23 protein-coding genes are annotated in these 18309 nt (G+C 70.1%); 19 read left to right on the forward strand and 4 right to left on the reverse strand.

All coding sequences use genetic code 11. The features are described 5' to 3' along the window. Positions 1-401: 401 nt before the first annotated feature. Entirely contained in the window at positions 402-605 is a 204-nt protein-coding gene (locus D5H75_RS40215) for a hypothetical protein (RefSeq protein WP_147425468.1), read from the forward strand. An 890-nt stretch (positions 606-1495) separates the two neighbouring features. Here the strand turns inward: D5H75_RS40215 and D5H75_RS40220 are convergent. Beyond that, positions 1496-1903, reverse strand: a complete 408-nt coding sequence (locus D5H75_RS40220) for a hypothetical protein (RefSeq protein WP_119931897.1) — start codon at positions 1901-1903, stop codon at positions 1496-1498. Then, positions 1866-2309 carry an NUDIX hydrolase gene (locus D5H75_RS40225; protein ID WP_119931911.1) on the reverse strand — a complete coding sequence of 148 codons (444 nt, stop codon included), beginning with the start codon at positions 2307-2309 and terminating at the stop codon, positions 1866-1868. Before D5H75_RS40225 ends, D5H75_RS40220 begins: the two co-directional genes overlap by 38 nt. 413 nt (positions 2310-2722) lie before the next feature. Here D5H75_RS40225 and D5H75_RS40230 point away from each other — a divergent pair, with 413 nt between their 5' ends. Next, positions 2723-3655 carry a phosphotransferase enzyme family protein gene (locus D5H75_RS40230; protein WP_202638990.1) on the forward strand — a complete coding sequence of 311 codons (933 nt, stop codon included), beginning with the start codon at positions 2723-2725 and terminating at the stop codon, positions 3653-3655. Here D5H75_RS40230 and D5H75_RS40235 read toward each other — a convergent pair. After that, the gene (locus D5H75_RS40235; RefSeq protein WP_119931913.1) at positions 3649-5025 is read right to left on the reverse strand and encodes an NsdA family TPR-like regulatory protein; all 1377 of its coding nucleotides are present in this window, start codon (positions 5023-5025) and stop codon (positions 3649-3651) included. The two genes, D5H75_RS40230 and D5H75_RS40235, sit on opposite strands and share 7 nt — an antisense overlap. A 162-nt stretch (positions 5026-5187) precedes the next feature. After that, a complete protein-coding gene (locus D5H75_RS40240; protein WP_119931898.1) occupies positions 5188-5532 on the reverse strand; it encodes a GntR family transcriptional regulator in 345 nt (114 codons plus the stop codon). 116 nt (positions 5533-5648) lie between these two features. Here D5H75_RS40240 and D5H75_RS40245 point away from each other — a divergent pair, with 116 nt between their 5' ends. From D5H75_RS40245 to D5H75_RS40310, 17 genes are all read left to right on the forward strand, one after another. After that, complete coding sequence (locus tag D5H75_RS40245) at positions 5649-5924, forward strand: hypothetical protein (protein WP_119931899.1); 276 nt, start codon at positions 5649-5651, stop codon at positions 5922-5924. Positions 5925-6064: 140 nt separating this feature from the next. Continuing rightward, positions 6065-6208 (forward strand): hypothetical protein, encoded by a 144-nt coding sequence (locus D5H75_RS42535; protein ID WP_202638991.1) that lies wholly within the window; start codon positions 6065-6067, stop codon positions 6206-6208. Between the two features lie 28 nt (positions 6209-6236). Beyond that, positions 6237-6629, forward strand: coding sequence for a WhiB family transcriptional regulator (locus D5H75_RS40250; protein ID WP_202638992.1), 393 nt, complete (start codon positions 6237-6239; stop codon positions 6627-6629). Between the two features lie 13 nt (positions 6630-6642). Continuing rightward, positions 6643-6924 carry a hypothetical protein gene (locus tag D5H75_RS42540; protein ID WP_202638993.1) on the forward strand — a complete coding sequence of 94 codons (282 nt, stop codon included), beginning with the start codon at positions 6643-6645 and terminating at the stop codon, positions 6922-6924. 7 nt (positions 6925-6931) lie between these two features. Next, positions 6932-7285: a hypothetical protein gene (locus D5H75_RS41120; RefSeq protein ID WP_147425469.1), complete on the forward strand. Its 354-nt coding sequence runs from the start codon at positions 6932-6934 to the stop codon at positions 7283-7285. A 10-nt stretch (positions 7286-7295) separates the two neighbouring features. Next, positions 7296-8180, forward strand: coding sequence for a hypothetical protein (locus D5H75_RS40255; RefSeq protein ID WP_119931901.1), 885 nt, complete (start codon positions 7296-7298; stop codon positions 8178-8180). Then, positions 8177-9142: a hypothetical protein gene (locus tag D5H75_RS40260; protein WP_119931902.1), complete on the forward strand. Its 966-nt coding sequence runs from the start codon at positions 8177-8179 to the stop codon at positions 9140-9142. Before D5H75_RS40255 ends, D5H75_RS40260 begins: the two co-directional genes overlap by 4 nt. Further along, positions 9142-9396 carry a hypothetical protein gene (locus D5H75_RS40265; protein WP_147425470.1) on the forward strand — a complete coding sequence of 85 codons (255 nt, stop codon included), beginning with the start codon at positions 9142-9144 and terminating at the stop codon, positions 9394-9396. Before D5H75_RS40260 ends, D5H75_RS40265 begins: the two co-directional genes overlap by 1 nt. Further along, positions 9396-9686, forward strand: coding sequence for a hypothetical protein (locus tag D5H75_RS40270; protein ID WP_119931904.1), 291 nt, complete (start codon positions 9396-9398; stop codon positions 9684-9686). Before D5H75_RS40265 ends, D5H75_RS40270 begins: the two co-directional genes overlap by 1 nt. Beyond that, the gene (locus D5H75_RS40275; protein WP_119931914.1) at positions 9683-9997 is read left to right on the forward strand and encodes a hypothetical protein; all 315 of its coding nucleotides are present in this window, start codon (positions 9683-9685) and stop codon (positions 9995-9997) included. The genes D5H75_RS40270 and D5H75_RS40275 overlap by 4 nt, the downstream gene beginning before the upstream one ends. A 1-nt stretch (position 9998) precedes the next feature. After that, positions 9999-10376 carry a hypothetical protein gene (locus D5H75_RS40280; protein ID WP_119931905.1) on the forward strand — a complete coding sequence of 126 codons (378 nt, stop codon included), beginning with the start codon at positions 9999-10001 and terminating at the stop codon, positions 10374-10376. Further along, positions 10376-12679, forward strand: a complete 2304-nt coding sequence (locus tag D5H75_RS40285; RefSeq protein WP_119931906.1) for a DNA translocase FtsK — start codon at positions 10376-10378, stop codon at positions 12677-12679. The genes D5H75_RS40280 and D5H75_RS40285 overlap by 1 nt, the downstream gene beginning before the upstream one ends. A gap of 215 nt (positions 12680-12894) precedes the next feature. Next, on the forward strand, positions 12895-13398 hold the full coding sequence (gene ssb / locus D5H75_RS40290) for a single-stranded DNA-binding protein (protein ID WP_119931907.1): 504 nt from the start codon (positions 12895-12897) through the stop codon (positions 13396-13398). A gap of 283 nt (positions 13399-13681) precedes the next feature. Then, the gene (locus D5H75_RS40295; protein ID WP_242454794.1) at positions 13682-14584 is read left to right on the forward strand and encodes a bifunctional DNA primase/polymerase; all 903 of its coding nucleotides are present in this window, start codon (positions 13682-13684) and stop codon (positions 14582-14584) included. Further along, complete coding sequence (locus tag D5H75_RS40300) at positions 14581-16137, forward strand: hypothetical protein (protein WP_119931909.1); 1557 nt, start codon at positions 14581-14583, stop codon at positions 16135-16137. Before D5H75_RS40295 ends, D5H75_RS40300 begins: the two co-directional genes overlap by 4 nt. A 321-nt stretch (positions 16138-16458) precedes the next feature. Next, positions 16459-16716, forward strand: a complete 258-nt coding sequence (locus D5H75_RS40305; protein WP_340137797.1) for a helix-turn-helix transcriptional regulator — start codon at positions 16459-16461, stop codon at positions 16714-16716. Next, entirely contained in the window at positions 16713-18122 is a 1410-nt protein-coding gene (locus tag D5H75_RS40310; RefSeq protein ID WP_119931910.1) for a tyrosine-type recombinase/integrase, read from the forward strand. The genes D5H75_RS40305 and D5H75_RS40310 overlap by 4 nt, the downstream gene beginning before the upstream one ends. Positions 18123-18309 lie beyond the last annotated feature (187 nt).

The following is an 18309-nucleotide window of genomic DNA, read 5'->3' on the forward strand; positions in this document are numbered from 1 at the left end:
GCGCGCCCTGCAGGATTCGAACCTGCGACCGTCGGATTAGAAGTCCGAGAATCCTCAGTCTGGCATTGGGGCTTTGACCAGCGTAAACGACGAGGTGGGATCACGTGCCCTTGATCGTTGGGAACGCAATGGGAAATGATCAAGCTTGAGGTGCCCTGGAACAAGAGCATCTCCAACCTGAACAACTGCCAAGGGGAAGGGCGCGAACGGGCTCCTGCGTCGTGCTCGGCGCGCCGTCGTGCTCGGCATCACCCTGTACTACGGCGTTGTCCGTGCGCTGGAGCAGCGTTTCCCGGCGATGGGCTTGCTGCTCCGCTCCGCTGGACGCCGGCCTACCCGCAACCCCAAGCCGTACGACTACTGATCGGTGACGTACAGGTCCGGCCATCCTCCGTGTGAGGGTGGCTGCGCAATCTGCTCACCACCGTGCCAAGAGCGCCCAGCTATGGCTCGGCGGTCTCCTGGCAACCACGCGGATCACCGCGCTGCTGAAGTGGAAGGTCAGCTTCCACGCGACGGTGACCGCCGACGCGGTCGCGTTCCTGATAGTGCAGATCGGGCCCTGGCCCGCGGTGACCGCGCCGCTGGTACCGTTGATCGGCTAGTCCCGGGCCAAGCTCGGCGACTACACCCCGGCCCAGACGATCGTCGGAACCATCATCGGCGCGATCGTCCGCTGGGCGGTGTTCGCCACGGTGAGATAGCCCCCGCAGCCGGGCTGCCAGGGTCGGTCTCCTCGCCGAAGGTCGACCCTGACGCATGCTCTTCGCGCTACGCCTCTACAGGCGGCGAGCACATCCCACACGTCCCATGTGGGATCCAAGAATGCGCGTTCAGGCGTATGGGGAAAACGTGTGATGCCTTGCTTCGCAAGATGACCATGTCGTCGCGGGGTTTCGTCTACGCTCCCTTTCTGTCGCCACTTCTTGCGTCTTCACCCGGCCCTCGGGGGGGCCGCTCGGGGGGACCGCTCTGTCCCCAGTGAGGAGGTGAGACGCCATGGTCGGGAAGAGGCGACAGCGCAAGAACCGCAGACGCGAAGATGATCTGCTCGCAGCTCTGGTAGCTGTCGAGGTCATCGACCTCGTTCTGCGGATGATCGCCGGGTGGCCGCTTTAGCGGCCACCCGGCCCAGGGAGTCCTGGTCCGTGTCGTTCCACCGGTGCGGGCCAGGGCTTTCCTTGTGTCCACGAGCGGCCGAGCGCTGCAAGCTCCGCGCCCAGCGTGCAGGTGGAGCGCGGCATCGTCATCCATATCTGCAACATGGATGACGACGTCACGCACTGAACGATATACGTTCTCCACGTTCTTGGTGGCGGAAAACGAGCGGTCCTACCATGGTGCAACTCAGTGACGAATCCCCGCAGGATTCGCCGCCGTTCCCCATGGTGGATCGCCGGGAGGATTCGCCGCCGTTCCCGATGGGGAATCGCCGGGAGGATCCGCCGCCGTTCCCGATGGGAATCACTCTGGACGCAGCAAACTATCTGCGTTCTCAGATAGCGACGCGGAACTGGGACTCGGTGACGGCGACGGGGCACGGGTTGGGGTTGCCGGTCCGGAAGCGGATGCGGTGCTTGGTGTCCAGGACGTCGAACGTGGCCAGGAACGTGGACAGCGGCGCGTCGGTGCCGACGCGGTCCTCGGCGTGGATCTCCCTGGTGTAGACGTCGGCGGCGGGGTCGAAACGGGAGAAGTGCCGCCGGACCGGCTCGCCCTTGGCCAGGCCCTCGACGGTGAGGCCGGCGAACAGGTGATAGTCCCGCGCCGTCTTGAGGGTGATGGACGAGCCGCCCTCGGCGTGGAGGTTGTCGGGGGCGATGTGCTCGCGTGTCTTCGAGCAGGGAGATCCGACGTCCCCGCGACTACTTCGCCTGCAGCTGGAGCAGGTGGGTGCCGTCATGGTGCCGGATGGCCGGAGAGGTCCCATAGAGCATGGCGTCAAGCACGCGGACCGCGAAGGCTTCGGACGCCGCGGCGGTGACCTCATCGGCGCTCATCCACTGAAAAGCTTGTGACTCGTCTGTTTCACGCAGGGAGCCTCCGCTGGCACGGCATCGGAACACCAGCGCCACGATGCCGCGCGGCATGTTCTTGTAGACGCCCGTCAGAGCTTCAGGTTCGACCTCGAGCCCTGTCTCCTCCAACACCTCTCGCCGTAGTGCCGTGAGGATGTCTTCGTCGCGCTCGAGGATCCCGCCCGGCGCCTCCCAGTGGCCGTTGTCCCGCCGCTGGATGAGGAGAGCCCGGCCGTGCTCATCAAGGATGACGCCGGCCACGCTCACGGAGTGGCGGTTGTCCTGATCCATGCAGGCCCTCCGGGTGTCCATCAAAGGTAGCTCCCCTCAGGCGAAGCCCTCCGGCGCCTAAGAGGTATGTCCTAGTGCCATCACATCAGGAGGAGTGGCCTCGGTAGAGGCAACTCCCAGCGCCGCCGTGGCTCTCGGGGACAGCGGGGACAACCGTGTCCCCCGCACTGTCCCCGGCACTGAACGCTATTTTCCCTGGTCATAGGCACTACAGGGACAGCAGGGACAGCGGGGACACTTCCATGGGCGGTCTCCGTGTCACCAACTCAGGATGCGCTTGCTCCCAGTACTCGGGCGGAGACACGCCCCATTGGATGGGGGCTGCGGACGCGAGAAGACGGCGCCGTACGGCGCGCGCTGACCACCAAAGAAGCAGGCGAGTAGGCGCGTGACGAGGATGTACGGTCGGGCGTATGGCGGAGACGAGGCGCACTGACAGTTCAGAGGGTGGCTCGGTGCCAGGGGACTTCACGGTTGCGAAGGCCGGCGCGGCGATGGAAGAGGCCTGCGCGATGGCCGGGCTGAGTCCTTCCGGAGCCACTTTGATCAGGCTGGGGGAGAACGCCGTCTTCCGGCTCACCGAGCCCATCGTCGTACGGGTGGCCCGTTCAACGGCCTACGCATCTGACGCTCGGAAAGAGGTCGCGGTCGCTCGGTGGCTCGCTGAGAAGGAGTTCCCCGCCGTTCGGGCACTACCGATCGATCAGCCCGTCATCGCAGGGAACCATGTCGTCACGTTCTGGGAGTCTCTGTCAGAGTCCGAGCACTACGGCTCGCCGGCCGATGTCGCTCGGCTCCTGGCCGAACTGCATCGCCTGGAGGCACCGGTTCGCCTGTCGCTCGGGCGGCTAGAGCCATTCGCCCGGGCAGAACGACGGCTCGCCTCCAACGGCTGGTTCTCGGACAAGGATCACGCTTTCCTCAACGACCGTCTGATGGAGCTGCGCACGGCTTACGCCCGGCTGGAGTTCGCGCTGCCGCCAGGGCTCATCCATGGGGACGCGAGCGTGGGCAACGTGATCCACGATCGGCGGGGGCGTCCCGTGCTCATCGACCTCGACGGCTTCACCACCGGACCTCGCGAATGGGATCTCGTGCTCACCGCCATCTACTACGAGCGGTTCGGCTGGCACACCGCGGCGGAGTACGCCGAGTTCGTCAAGATCTACGGGTTCGACGTGATGCAGTGGCCGGGGTACCCCGTGCTGAGGGATGTCCGCGAGTTCCTCATGGTCACGTGGCTGAGCCAGAAGGCGCCCCAGGACGAGAGGGCCGCGGCGGAGGTCCGCAAGCGCATCGACTCCCTGAGGACGGGCACGAGCCGTCGTGACTGGGAACCCTACTGAACCTGCTGCCAGAGGCTGAACTCCCGCGCTTGCTCGTGAAAGTCGCGCAGCGACCTGGAGCCGGACGCCGGCGCGAGCCGTACGGTGAACTCACGGAGGTAGCTCACACAGCGGGCGGAACGCAGTTGGTCACCGAGGCGAAGGGCGTGTAGCGCGACGTGGCATGCCTGCTCGGCTTCGCCGGCGGCGAGATGGGCGTCGGCGAGCACCATCGTGGCGAAGAAGTCGCTGCGTAGGTACGTTCCGCCGTCGATCGTGCCTACGCACTGAGCGGCGTACTCGGTGGCGTTGACGGCTCGGCCGAGGTCCCGGAAGCAGTGGCCCAGCTCCGCCGCCATCTCCGCGTCATCGAAGTAGCGAATCCACTCGGGGTCGTCGTCGGGATTGCGACGCTCGAACTCCCGTACGGCCTCCGCGAGCGCCAGGTCGCATCCCCTGGCGTCGCCGAGCCTTGCAAGGGCGCGTGCTTCCATGGTCAGGAAGTGCGAGGTCAGGGTCGGGGTCGCCACACCTTGAGCGCCTTGCCGCGCCGCGCGCGCGAGGTTCGCGGCATCTCTGAATCGGCCGAGGAACGTCGCCTGGTGACTCATCGCGTCCAGGATGCTCGCCGAGAGGAGACGGTCGTCGCCGAACCGGGCGAGAGCGAGCGCTTGGACGAAGTAGCGCTGAGCGAGGCTGTGAAGACCGCTGTCGTATGACATCCAGGCCGCGAGCAACGTGGCCTCAGAAACGGCGGAGAAGAGAACCCGACCGGTCGCGTCGGTGAACTGCCCGGTGAGGAGCCGCGCACCATCGCCGGCGAGGTACTGGATCAGAGCATGGCGAGCGTGGCCCCCGCCGAAGCGGTTGTCCATCTGCGTGAAGAGATCGACGGTCGCCCGGAACCGGGCGATGTCGGACTGGCCGACTCGTGGGCCGCATGAGCGGCCGGCGGCCGCGGTGCTCGGAGACAGGAGCCACGTCAGCGAGGCGTCTTTCCACGCGGACGGCTGAGCCTGAGCCTTGACGAGCGTGGACGCCTCGTTGAGGTCGGCCTGCCACAGTCGGCTGATCGTCTCCACGCTCTCGTCCGCGCTCTCTGGGCACGTGAGCCCGAGGTCTACGGGCACCTTCTGGGACGCTGCGAGTCCGGCGTCGGCGAGCGTCACTGCTCGTCCAAGGGCGCGGCTCAGGGTCGCAACGATCAGTTCAGCGGCGTCGGCGCGTGGCTTGTAGCCGCTCAGCCATCGGCTCACCGAGGTGTGGTCGCACCCGATCGGCGTACCCGCTTCGCCCGCCGTCCGGCGCACAGCGCTGGCGAAGGACTTGTTCGAGAATCCGGCCTCTTCGATGAGGCGGGCGAGACGGTCGTTCGGCCTCCGGTCCGCCATCGCGCTCTCCTCTGCGAAGTGCACATGTGCGCCCCCGAGTGCGCGCTGTGGAACTCCTTCCACGAAGCGCAATCTGGTCTTGCACCAGTCAAGCGAGGACTCCGCCTGGGGTCTACGACATCGTGGAAAGAAGCGTGTGACGTGCCGAAAAAGATCCTCGTCCTACCCCTTGCCCTTCGCCTCAAGGGCGGCGACTCGGTCCGTGAGCGCTTTGACCGTGGCTTCCAGCTCGGACACCCGCGTGGACAAGGTCAGTTCGGTCTCGGGAACCCGGTCGGGGTCGCGTACGAAGAACGCGCGTCCCTGCTGGGATACGACAAGCCCCTCAGATCGAAGCTCGCGCAGCGCGTTCTGCACCGTTTGAGCGGCGATGCCGTACTCCTTGGCCAGGTCCCTGATGGAGGGAAGGCGAGCACCCGGTCGGTACTCACCGGTCTCGATCGCCCGCCGTAGAGCAGCGGCTAGCTGGAGATACGGCGGGCGCGGGTCATTGTCATCGATAGCCACCCCTCAAGGGTAGGTGGATCTCACCCAACTTTCATGAGGCGAGCCATTGCGTGCTAGCACAGTACTAGCTATGTTAGCTGTGCCAGCTCAGATATCGGGGATGTGAGGAGTGATCAGTGCATCTCGACACCTGGTACATCCACCGGCCGACCATCCGGCGAGAGACCGAAGTTCTGGCGCAGTGGCTCAACACCGACACGGGGAAGTTCGAGTCCCAGCGATGCGGGAGCCGCGAGGACGCGGAGGTTCTGTTCGATCAGCTTCGGGACCTCGGCCACCACAGCGATTACACGGTCTTCGAGCGCACGGCCACCGTGGTGATCACGGACTGGCGGCCTCTCGACAGGGCTCCCAACCACGGTGCCCGAGGCACCGCCGAGCACTCTCGCTGAGGGCTGCGGGTGCGGGACCGGCCGGAGGGCCGGCCTCGTGCCCGGAGCGGTCAGCTCCACGCCCCTGAAAGTGCTGGGGCGGCCCCCAATCCGCCAAGACCCAGGGCCGCCCCGCCGACTCCCGAAGGAGCCCGTCCATCATGACGCGCCTGTTCGGCTGCGCCAAGTCCGACCGCTGCCCGTCGGAGTGCCGCAACGGCCAGATCTGGAACGCCGGCAGCGGCCCCATGCCCTGCCCGCTGTGCCAGGGCAACAACGGCACCACCCAGCGGGGTGCTCAGTGAGCCGCCGAGAGAAGAAGAAGTCGTCGGTGTGGCTGCCGCCCGGGACCGCGACGACGTGGGTGTGCCGCTGCGGCGGGATCAACCCCCGGACCGCGACCACCTGCCGGAGGTGCGGGAGGTGATCCCCCTGCTGCCTGCACGCACCGGCCCGGCCTTCCCGGCTCTGGCCCTGGTCTGGACGCTGCTGGCCGAGGCCGGCGAGTGCCGCCACGACCCCGACCTGCACGCCGGTCCGCCGGCCCCGGAGACCGAGCACAGGCGCGCGGCCCGCCTGGAGGTGGCCCGAGAGGTCTGCCGTTCCTGCCCGGTGCGCGCGCTGTGCCTGCGTTACGCCCAGACCGTCCAGCCCTCGAGCGGGATGTGGGCCGGCCGCACCGCTGACGAGATCCGCCAGACGACCCGGGGCCGGGAGGTGGCGTGATGGCGCGCTTCCAGTGCCCCGACTGCCGCCGCCGTTCCACCAGCGCGTACGGCTGCCGCCGATGCGGCGCGAGCGCTGGCCGGCAGAGCGAACGCTGCCCGACCCACGGCAGACCCTGACGGGGACCAGCGAGGTGGGCCCGCAGACGACCCGCGCCGACCTGTTCAAGAGCTGGCTCGCGCAGCTCCCGGAGGACATGCGCGGCTCCACGGTGCTGTTCTTCAGCGCCGAGCCCATGCAGCTCGCCCCCGCCACCGGCCAGAGGGCCGTGCCCTCCGACTCGCAGGGGCGGTGATCCGGTCATGAGCGAGATCTACCACCAGACGTCGATCTTCTATCCCCGTGCGGAGGAGATGAGCCTCCAGGACAGCGAGCACAGCGACTCCCTGTACCTGAACCTGGCCCGCGAGGTGTGGCTCAGCCTGGGCGCCGTCGAGGCCGACCTGGAGGCCGAGGCCGCTGCGATGGACCGGCTGGCCGAGCTGGCCGGTCAGGCCGCTGCCCAGCTCCGCGACCGGTCCGCGAAGGCGGGTGAGTCAAGCACTGCCCGCGCTGCCGTACGGCTCTGGACGGCGGCCCTGTGCAGTTCTACTGCGCTCCCTGTGGCAGGTCGGTGTTCGCCGCCGATCTGGACAACGAGACCCACGCCCCGCTGAGGAGGGCCGCGTGAACGCCTTCAGCATCCCCACGAACCGCATCGTCTCCTGGACCTTCGAGCTGCACCCGTGCGTGCGTGCGGTGTGGGGCTCGCCGCGCTCGCCGCTGATGGAGCGCGTCCACCCCGACCCCGTGCCCTTCGACCTGCCCGACCCGGTCACCGAGCCGGACGCCGCCCGGGCCGCGTACGAGATGCTGCGCCGCCGCGAGCAGGAGCACGTGCGCGCCGGCCGCGTCCAGGCGCGCCTGGTGGAGCTGTGGCGCTGGCGCAACGCCCGGCAGGGGCAGTGCGCCTGCCCGTGCGGGGAGCCCGGCGAGGTCGCGCGCTGCTGGACCGGTCCGGGCCTGCCCGAGCCCCAGCACATGCCCGCCGCCTGGACCTGCGCCCGCCACTTCGACGTCCCGCTCGACCAGGTCTGGCGGCTGGAGTCGCCGCGCTGGAGCGCGGACACCGCGCGCTACATCGACGCCGGCTGGGTGATGGCGCCGCTGTCGCTGAACCTGGAACAGGTCGGGCTGTTCTGCTGGGCGTGTGCGGCCTTGGACGAGACGCCGCAGACCACCCCTCGCTGGCTGTCGTGGTACGTGCTCCGCGGCCGGCACGTGCTGCGCCGCGAACCCCGCCTCAAGGACGCCGTCGCCTGGGCGTGCCGGTTCTTCCGCTCGCCCGGCCAGCCCAGGCGCAACCGCCCCGGTGACTACGCTCTGCACCTGTCCGAGGCGGGGGTAGACGTGCTCATCGTCAACGGGCTCATCGCCACCCGCGACTACGCGATCGACCTGAACGCGCTCGCGCTCCCCGCGTACCCGCACATCTCCCACCCCAGCGGCGACATGCTCGCCGACCTGGCCGGCGTCACGATGAGCGCCCGGCCGGTCAGGAGGGCCGCGTGAGCATCACCACGCCTACCCCCGAGCCCTCGCCGGAGGACTTCGCTCGCGGGCTCGCCGAGATCGAGCGGCACCTTGCCGCCGTCGCCCCGGCCCCGTTGCCCGAGGCGGAGGCGCTGGCCGTACGGCAGGGCGGGGAGACCAAGCGGGTCCGGCGGCTGCGCGCCGAGGTGGCCGAGGCACACAGGCTGGCCGACCTGCAGGACGACGACCTGCCGCTGACGCTGGACACCGACAAGGTGCGGCGGCGCCGTCGGGCCGCGCACGAGGCGGCCCGGCTGCATGAGCTGGCGCAGGATCCGGCGATGCGTGCCTGGCAGGCGTCGCGGATGCTGCGGCTGCTGGTCGCCGTCGCCCTAATCGCGCTGGCCCTGGCGCTGGCGTGGTCCACGGCAGGGGTTCAGACCTTCGCCGCCGATGGCGCCCCCTCCGGTTCGCCCGCGTGGTGGTTCGCCTGGCTGGTGGAGCCGTTCATGAGCCTGGCGCTGCTGGTGGTCGTGGGTGCCCGCGCCTACCTGGGCACCCGAGGCGCCCCGTTGAATGATCCCAAGCTGGTGCGCATCGAGTGGTTCTTCCTCGCGCTGACCTTGGGCATGAACGCCTGGCCGTACCTGCCCGGTGTCGCCGACAGCTTCAGCTTCTCGCGGCTGGTGCTGCACCTGCTGGGGCCGGCCGTCGCGGTCGCCATCGTGACCACGCTGCCCGTCATCCTGGCCGCGTTCACCGCTTTGGATCACCGGGCCGGTACCCCCGGTTCCGGCACTACGTACAGGACCAACGCGCGTGCCCCGTACGGGGCGGACGTCGCCGCGCAGACGGCGCGGGCGCGTCGGCTGATCGCGGCGGGGGAGCTGCCGCCGTCGCCGGGCGCGGGGAAGATCCGGCGGGCGCTGGGGTGCGGCATGGACACCGCCCGCGCCGTGCGCGATGCCCTGGCGGACGACGACACCCGGGAGGAGCGGTGATGGCTCGCCGTACGGCGCGTGTGCGCCTGGTCAAGAGCAGCGCGGCCGATGTGCTGATCGGTCATCTGGTGCTGATGGCGACGGTCTCGGTGCTGGTCTGGGTCGGCGTGGAGTGGCTGACGTCCTGGCCGGCGGGGGTGGCGCTGTGGCTGTCGGGTCTGGCCGGTGGCCTGGTCACCAGCCTGATCGTGCGGGCGTGGCTGTCGGCGCTGCTGCGCACCGACCGCACCTACCGGGTCAAGGGGAGGCGCTGATGAACGCCAAGACCCTGGCCAGCGGCCCGGCCTCCGGCGAACGGCACCGCAGCCGGCGGGGCGCTGATCGGAGCGCGCCGTTCTGGCGGGCGCTGCGCGGCACGGCCGCGGTGCTGGTGCTGCTGCTGGAGCTGGCCGATGCCTGGCTGACCTCGCAGATGGGGGTGCGCCCGGTCGCCCCCATGGTGCGTCACCTGGCCGCCGTGCTCGCGGCGGAGGTCCGGGCGCGGATGTCCGGCGTGATCGAGGCCGAAGTCGTCGAGGACTGCGAGAAGGGGGTGTGGCGATGAGCCGCCGCGACATCACCGAGCTGTCGAGCGTGGAGTTCACCGGCTCGCTGGAGCAGGCGTTCTGCGCCTACGGCAAGAGCCTGACCCTGCTGGCCGACCGGTGGGGCGGGGAGCTGGACATCGCCGCGGTGGACGCCGAGGCCGCCATGTCGTCCATGAAGGGCCACTGGTTCCTGTTCGGCCTGGACACCCGGATCCGCGCGCGGCGGGTGGCCAAGCGACTGGTGCGGGCCCGGGACCTGGCCGCCGCGCTCGCTGAGGAGGGCGAGTGGTTCCCCCGCACCTACCGCAAGCACTTCCTGGGAGGTTGACGTGGGCACCGGACAGCAGCGCATCGACCAGATCGCCGACATCGAGTTCCACGGCAAGGTCCCGTCCAAGATCGCCGCCTACGCGGTGGCGACCCAGCGGCTGGCCCATGACCTGGCCCGGGAGCTGGAAGAGGGCGCCAACGGCGCCGAAGCCGCGATGCGGCAGCTCAAGGGGCACCCGCTGCTGATGGGGGTGGACGTCAAGGCCCGCGCCTGGCGGGTGGCCCGGCACCTGCGCGAGGCCCGCGAGCTGGTGCTCGGCATCTCGGCCGAGGCCGTCAAGTTCAACCTGCAGTTCCGGCAGGAGTTCCTGGAGGCCATGGCCAACCAGGCACGGGACACCAAGGGCAAGGACTACAAGGGAAAGGTCGATCTGTGATGGCCCGCAAGAGCACATCACTGCAGCTCGTGCAGGACGCGACCATGGACCGGCTGGCCGCCTCCGCCGTCTCCAGGGTCGGGGTGCTCGTCCCGCCGTGGGCCGTACTGGGCGCCGAGGCCGCCGCCGGCGCCCTGTCCCACGCGATGTGGGGCCAGGCCCCCGCGGTGACGTGGGCCGCGGTCGGCTGCACCCTGGGCTCGACCCTGCTGACCGGTCTGACGTGGGCGGTCACCCACCAGCGGCGGCTGATCGGACGGTTGCACGCCGCCGTGACCACCGCCGCCGCGTGTTCGTGGTTCACCACCGCGACCATCACGGGGCTCGACGCCCCCATCACGCAGGGGGCGCTGTTCTTCGGCGGGGCGACCCTGGCCATCTCGTGGAACATCCGCACCGTCATCCGGCGCAACACCGGCGATGGCGAGGCCGACGGCGGGGACGCGCTGAGCACGCTGTTCAGCCGTGCCCGCGAGCAGGCCGGCCTCAAGGGCGCGCGGGTGCGGACCACCGAGATCACCGCGAACAAGGTCAAGGGGCAGATGCAGCTCCCGCCGGGGGAGAAGACCGCCGACGACGCGGTCAAGGCCGCCGACCGGATCGAGTCCGGCATGCGGCTGCCGCCCGGCAGCATCACGGTCGCCCGCGACGACGACCGCGCCGACCGCGCCCACCTGACCGTTTCCGACCCGCGCGCCATCCGCCGGCCGATCCCCTGGCCCGGCCCCTCCCACCCCGGCGCCAGCATCGACAAGCCGCTGCGCATCGGCCTCTACCAGGACGGTGACGACGTGCTGTACCGGTTCGTCGGCCAGCACCTGCAGATCATGGGCATGACCGGCAGCGGGAAGTCGATCGGCGGGGCGTGGAACCTGGTGGGCGAGATCATGACCCGCCACGACGCCGCCGTGTTCTCCATCGACATCTCCAAGGACGACCAGACCATGGGGCCCCTGCGCGAGGGCCTGCACCGGTTCGAGTCCACCAAGGCCGGCGCCGTGGACCTGATCCGCGCCATGCACGAGGCCATCCCCCAGCGCACCAAGTGGCTCGCCTCGCGCGGCTACACCGACTGGGAACCCGGCTGCGGCCTGACCTACTGGTACCTGCACATCGAGGAAATCGCCAAGCTCATCAACGAGCTCGGCGCCCAGGACGAAGAGCGCCTGGGGGAGATCCTCAAGGAGATCCGCTCCGCCGGCGGCAGCGTCATCCTGTCCCTGCAGCGCGCCGACTACACCCAGATCCCCACCCTGTTCCGCTCCCAGATGGCCAAGATGTGCTTCGGCCTGTCCGACCCCGACGACGTCAAGTACGGCGTGTCCGCCCGCCAGCGCAAGGCCGAGGTCGAACCGCACGAGTGGGAGAACCACTACCCCGGCATGGCCTACCTGGACGGCAAGAGTGTCCGCACCACCCACTTCGCCATGCCGCTGCGCACCTACTCCTGGGGCGCCACCAGCGCTGAGGCGCGCGCCGCGATGGCCGCCCACGCCGCCGCCCACCCGGCCGCGGGCAAGACGGTGGACCCGTTCACCGCCGCCCTGACCCGCCCCGCCACATCTACGCGGCCGGCCAGCGCCACCACGACCGCAGCCGTCGAAGCGCCACCATCGCCGCCGGTCGCGGTGCTGGACGAGCGGGAGGAGTTCGCCGCCGACTTCGCCGAGCTGCTGGCCGACGCCGCCCAGGTCGTCATCACCACCCAGCACGCCTCCCCGGCCGCGCTGCAGCGCAAGCTGCGCATCGCCTGGGCCGACTGCCTGCGCCTGATCGAGGCCCTGGAGCGCAAGGGCATCATCGGCCCGCCCGCCCCCGGCACCGACACCCGGCCCGTGCTGATCCCCGCCGACGACGCCAGCGCCCGCGACGTCATCGAGCACCTGCGCACCACCGGCGACCCCGTCAGCGCCGCCCTGGCCCACACCGAGGACCCCGACCCGTCCCTGTCCGCAGGCCCCGACGACCCGGTCCAGCCGCCCACGTTCGAAGAGTCCGAGGCCATGCAGACCGACGCCCCAGCCAAGATGCATCCCGCCCAGGCCCGCACCCTCGTCCACGACTGGCTCCGCCGCCGCCACGACAGCGGCGCCCGCACCTTCACCGCCACCGACGACGACCTCACCCAGGTACGGCACACCGCTGGCTACGGCCGCGCCTGGATCTACAAGGTGCTCACCGACCTGACCGACCGCGGCGTCCTGACCGCCACCAAGTCCGGCCCCGTCCGCACCTACACCATCACCGACCTGACCCCCCTCGACCACGACGACCGCGACGACTACGGCCGGACCGCCGCCTGAGGCACAAGCCCCGGGCGGCGGCCCGCCCCTCGCGCGGCTGCGCGTGGACACGCGCCCACACCCGAAAACGATCTTGTCACAGGCGCGTCGCGCCACCTGTCACGCCCTCGCAGTCACGGCGTCACACCACCGCTGACCTGGGACACCCATCCCCCCGCCCCCTCTCCGTGACATCAGACAGTCACGACCGTCCTGATCAAGAAAGAGGAAGCGCCTTGGCCACCGAGCCTGTCACCACCATCATCGGCAACCTGACCGCCGACCCCGAGCTGCGCCACACCGCCAACGGCACCCCCGTGGCCGGCTTCACCGTCGCCGCCACCCCCCGCTACCGGAACAACCAGACCGGCGCCTGGGAGGACGGCGAGACCTTGTTCATGCGCGTGTCCGCCTGGCGCGAGCTGGGCGAGCACGCCATGGAGTCTCTCACCCGCGGCACCCGCGTCATCGTCACCGGCCGTCTGCGCTCGCGCACCTACGAGGCCGTGGACAAGGACACCGGCATCGTCAACGAGCGCACCGTCATCGAGATGACCGCCGACGACCTCGGGCCCAGCCTGCGCTTCGCCAACGCCCGCGTCACCAAGGCCACCCGCACCACCACCGGCACCCCCGGCGGCGAGCCCGACCCCTGGACCACCCACCCCAGCCCGGCCGGCCACAGCCAGCCCACCACCCCGGCCCCGGCCGGGCAGCTCAACGACCCGCCGCCGTTCTGACCGCGCAGGTTTCGCGACTTTCACGACACCTTTACGCGCGCACACCCGAACGGACACCTGCCCCAGCAAACGCCCGCTCATGGGGGTTTCGGGAGTTTCGGGCGCCTCCTACGCGCGCCCGAGCGCGACGCAGTCGAGTGACACAGATCACCTCCCGCGCCCCCATCGGGGCCAGACACAAGAGCCAGCGACCCGCCAAGATCCATCGCCTCTTCCCGCCGAAACCGCCGGCATCCCCGTCCACCGCCACACCCACCCTGACCCCGAGAAGGAGGAATCCGTCGTGTCTGCGGCCGACCTGGTCCGGTACGCGCTGGCCGCCGCCGCCCGTGGCTGGCACGTCTTCCCGCTCGCCCCCGGCGACAAGGTGCCGCTGAAGGGGGTGAGCTGGAAGGGGCAGACGACTGCCGACCCGCAGGTGATCCGTCGCCTGTGGGGGCGGCGGCCGTACAACATCGGCATCGCCTGCGGGCCGTCGAACCTGGTGGTCATCGACCTGGACGTCCCCAAGCCCGGGGAGAAACCGCCCCCGCCGTGGGACCGGCCCGGCATCAACGAGGGCGCGGACGTGCTCGCCGCGCTGTGTGAGGAGGTCGGGCAGCCGCTGCCGTTCGAGACCTTTCAGGTCCGCACCCGCCGCGGCGGGATGCACCTGTACTTCGCCGCCCCGCCCGGGATCGTGCTGGGCAACACCAGCGGGGACAAGGGCAACGGGCTGGGCTGGCGGATCGACACCCGCGCCGCGGGCGGGTACGTCGTCGGCCCCGGCAGCGTGGTGGACCTGCCGGATGGCGCCGGGACCTACCAGGTGCTGCACAACCCGGCCCCGGCGCCGCTGCCGGCCTGGCTGGCCGACCGGCTGCGCCCGGCCCCGCCCCCGCGACCTGCGGGCCCGGTCGTGGTGCCCCTGCGGGACGGCCGGCGCGGCGCGTACCTGGACAGCGCCGTCCGCTCCTGCCTGGACCGGATCGCGGCCGCCGGTGAGGGCGAGCGCAACACCACGCTGTGGGGCGCCTCGGCCGCCCTGGGGCAACTGGTGGCCGGCGGCGCCCTGGACGAGGCCGGCACCGAGGCCCTGCTGCTGGCGACCGCCGCCGATGTCGGCCTGCCAGCCGCCGAGGCACGACGGACCATCCGGTCGGGGTTCCGCCGGGGCGCGCTTCGGCCGCGGAAGGTGCCGGCGTGAGCCGCCGCGTACAGACCGGCTCGGGGCCGGAGACCATCCGGGTGCTGAAGGCAGCGCTGGCCGACCGGCTGCTGCCCGACACCTACGTCTGCGGCGGCGCCCTGGTCCACATGGAGGCCGTCTCCGGCGGGCAGGCCAGCCCGGCCGCCGATGAGGACAGCCCGCTCCCGGTCGCCGCCAGCCCGCTCACCCCCGAGTCGCTGGCCGCCCTGCTGGCCCAGCACGCCTACGTCTACCGGATGCGCTCGCGCCGTACCGACGGCGGGGAGGAGTTCTATGAGGAGGAGGTCACCCCGCTGCGGGGCATCCTAGCCAGCGTGCTGGCCGGCAAGACCTGGCCCGGCGTGCCGCCGCTGCGCGGCGTGATCGGCGCCCCGGTGCTGCGCCGCGACGGCACCCTGCTCCAGGAACCCGGCTACGACCCCGCCACGGGGCTGTACCTGGCCGCCAAAGTCACCCTCCCGCCCGTCCCCGACGCTCCCACCCCCGCCCAGGTGCGCGCCGCGCGGGAGTTCCTGCTCGACCGGTTCCTGCGGGACTTCCCGTGGGCCGGCCGTGCCGACCGGGCCAACTACGTGGCGCTGCTGGCCACCCCGATCCTGCGGCACTTCACCCGCAGCCTGACCCCGTTCGCGCTGATCGACGCCACCATGCCCGCCTCCGGCAAGTCCATCCTGACCGGCGGCCCCGGCATGCTCTACGGCCAGCGCGTCGTCCCCTGGCCCTACACCGAAGAAGAGCTGCGCAAGAGCATCACCGCCGTGCTGGCCGAACAGGTCGGCGTGGTGGTCTGGGACAACCTCGCCGAAGGCACTGTCATCGACTCGCCCACCCTGGCCCTGCTGGTCACCGCAGGCGTCTGGTCCGACCGGCAACTGGGTGCCTCGCGCAACATCGCCACCGTCAACGACCGGCTCTGGATGGCCACCGGCAACAACCTCCAGGTCGGCGGGGACATGGCCTCCCGCACCGTCCGCGTGCACCTGGACCCCGACATGCCCCGCCCCGAGCAGCGCGACCAAACCCGCTTCGGCATCCCGCACCTGGACCAGTGGATCACCGTCCCGAGCAACCAGCTCACCGTGCTATGGCACCTGCTCATCCTCGTCCTGGACTGGACCCGCAACGGCGCCCCCCGCGCCAGCGGGCTGTCCATGCGGCAGTTCACTCCCTGGGCCCAAGCCCTGGGCGGCTTCTTGGCCCACCACGGCATCGACGGCTTCCTCACCAACGCCGCCGACGTGCGCGCCATCGATGAGGACGAGTCCCGCTGGCGCGCCTTCCTGGCCTGCTGGCACGCCCTGCACGGCAGCCAGCCCATGACCGCCGCCGAACTGCGCCGCTCCGGCGAGCCCGACCGCTTCGGCGACACCGAGCACGACCGCTGGGACGGCCAGTTCATCACCACCCACACCGGCCGCCTACCCAACGCGCTCGCCCTCGGACGCCTGCTCACCGGTCAGACCGGCCGATGGCGCGGCGACTACGTGATCCGTTCGGGCAAAAACGAACGCGGCGACCGCAACGTGTTCTGGGTGGAACACCATGCCTGACCGGAACCTCGCGCGGACGAGAAAGACGCTGAAACATCTCCGCATCTCCGCATCTCCGCAAACAGGCCCGCCACCAGCACAAACGCCTGCGGAGATAGTGGCCGTGACCATCTCGTTATCTCCGCATCTCCGCAGATCTGCGGAGATGACCCCGGGTTTGCGGAGATGGAGCCGCCCAAGATCCTTTATCTCCGCAGCCTGTTTCCGCAGGTCAAACATGATCATGCGGAGATGCGGAGATGCGGAGATGTTTCAGCCTCCACGCCAGATAGCCGCACCGATCCTCTCCCGAGCCCCTGACGCCCCCACGAGGCCGCCGAAATGAGCCAGACCGAAAACCGCACCACCTCGGCCCGCCGCAGCACCCGCAAGGAGACCCGCCGCATGCCCACCGCCACCGGCAAGTTCCTCACCGTCGCCGAGTTCTGCGCCGAATTCCAGATCTCCCGCTCGACCTTCTACGACTGGCGCGCCAAGGGACGCGCCCCCCGCTGCCGCAAGCTGCCCAACGGCGACCTTCGAATCGACCGCGCCGACGTCGAGCGCTGGCTCGACAGCCTGGAGGACGCCAACCGATGAAGGACATCACCTACAGCGTCCGCATCTACAAGACGGAGGTGCGCAGGAACAAGAGCGGAAAAGCCACTTCCTATCGAGTGCTCTGGCAGCTCGCCGGCACCCCATGGAAGAGGCCCTTCAAACGCGAGGCGCAGGCCGACGCCTACCGCAGTGCGCTGGTCACGGCCGCACGTAATGGCGAGCCGTTCAGCCTCACCACCGGTGAGCCCCTCTCCTGGAACCGGCCCGACCGGGAGGAGATGAGCTGGTACGCCTTCGCCTGCAAGTTCGCTGACATGAAGTGGAAAGCGGCTTCGGCCAAGTACCGGCAGGACATCGCGCGGGCGTTGACTGCTGCCACCCCCGCTCTCATCGACGGTAAGCGCGGGAAGCCGGCCGACCGGGAACTGCGCACGGCGATGCGCCGCTGGGCCTTCAACACCAAACAGCGCGATGACGCCCCCGACGACATGGCCGCCGTGCTCCGCTGGCTCGAAGCCAACACCCGCCCCGTCTCCGCGCTCGCGGACACCGAGACCGTCCGCGCCGTGCTCGACACGGCGACCTCGCGGATCGATGGCAAACGCGCCGCGGCGAGTACCGCTCAGCGAAACAAGACCATCCTGCAAACCGCCCTGGACTACGCCGTAGAGCTGAAACTGCTGGAGAGGAACCCCATCAGGAACCTGAAGTGGAAGGTCCCCAAGACGACGCACGAGGTGGACCGGCGCAGCGTCGTCAACCACACCCAGGCGCGGGCCCTGCTGGCGGCCGTGGGAAAGCAGCCGCGAAGCGGTCCCCGCCTGGTGGCGTTCTTCGCCGTGATGTACTACGCCGGGCTGCGCCCGGAAGAGGCCGCCAACCTTCGCGACCACAACGTCACCCTGCCCGCTCTCGTGAAGAACGAGGAGACCGGCGAACTGCAGGCGCCGGAGAACGACTGGGGAGAGATTCACTTCGCCGTGGCGGCCCCGTTCGCCGGCCGCGAATGGACCGATGACGGCGCCCTGCGCGAACAACGCGGGCTGAAACATCGGCCGGACGGGCACACCCGGGTCGTGCCCTGCCCGCCGCCGCTGACCGAGATTCTGCGCACCCACCTCGATGAGCGCGGCACGGGCCCGGACGGGCGGCTCTTCTGGGGCGAGCAGGGCGGGGACCTGCCGCCCATCACCTACCGGCGCGCCTGGAACAAGGCCCGCCGGGCGGTCTTCACCGATCAGGAGTACGCCTCCCCGCTGGCCCGGCGCGTGTACGACCTCCGCCACGCCTGCGTTTCCACCTGGCTCAACGCCGGCGTGCCCGCCACCCAGGTCGCCGAGTGGGCGGGCCACAGCGTGGAAGTCCTGCTGCGGATCTACGCCAAGTGCATCGTCGGGCAGGACGAGGCCGCCCGGCGGCGCATCTCGCAGGCCCTGGAGGACTGAGGCGGGAGCCGTTCCCGTGGGAACGCATTGGGAAGAGCCAGCCGCAAACGCCCGGCGAACGCCGTAGACAGCCGGACATAAAGGACCCCCGCCCGACCGTGTTGCCCCAGGTCAGGCGGGGGTTTTCCCTGGCAGTGATCGCGCGCCCTGCAGGATTCGAACCTGCGACCGTCGGATTAGAAGTCCG

The organism is Bailinhaonella thermotolerans (assembly GCF_003594875.1).
In the GTDB taxonomy this organism is placed as follows: domain Bacteria; phylum Actinomycetota; class Actinomycetes; order Streptosporangiales; family Streptosporangiaceae; genus Bailinhaonella; species Bailinhaonella thermotolerans.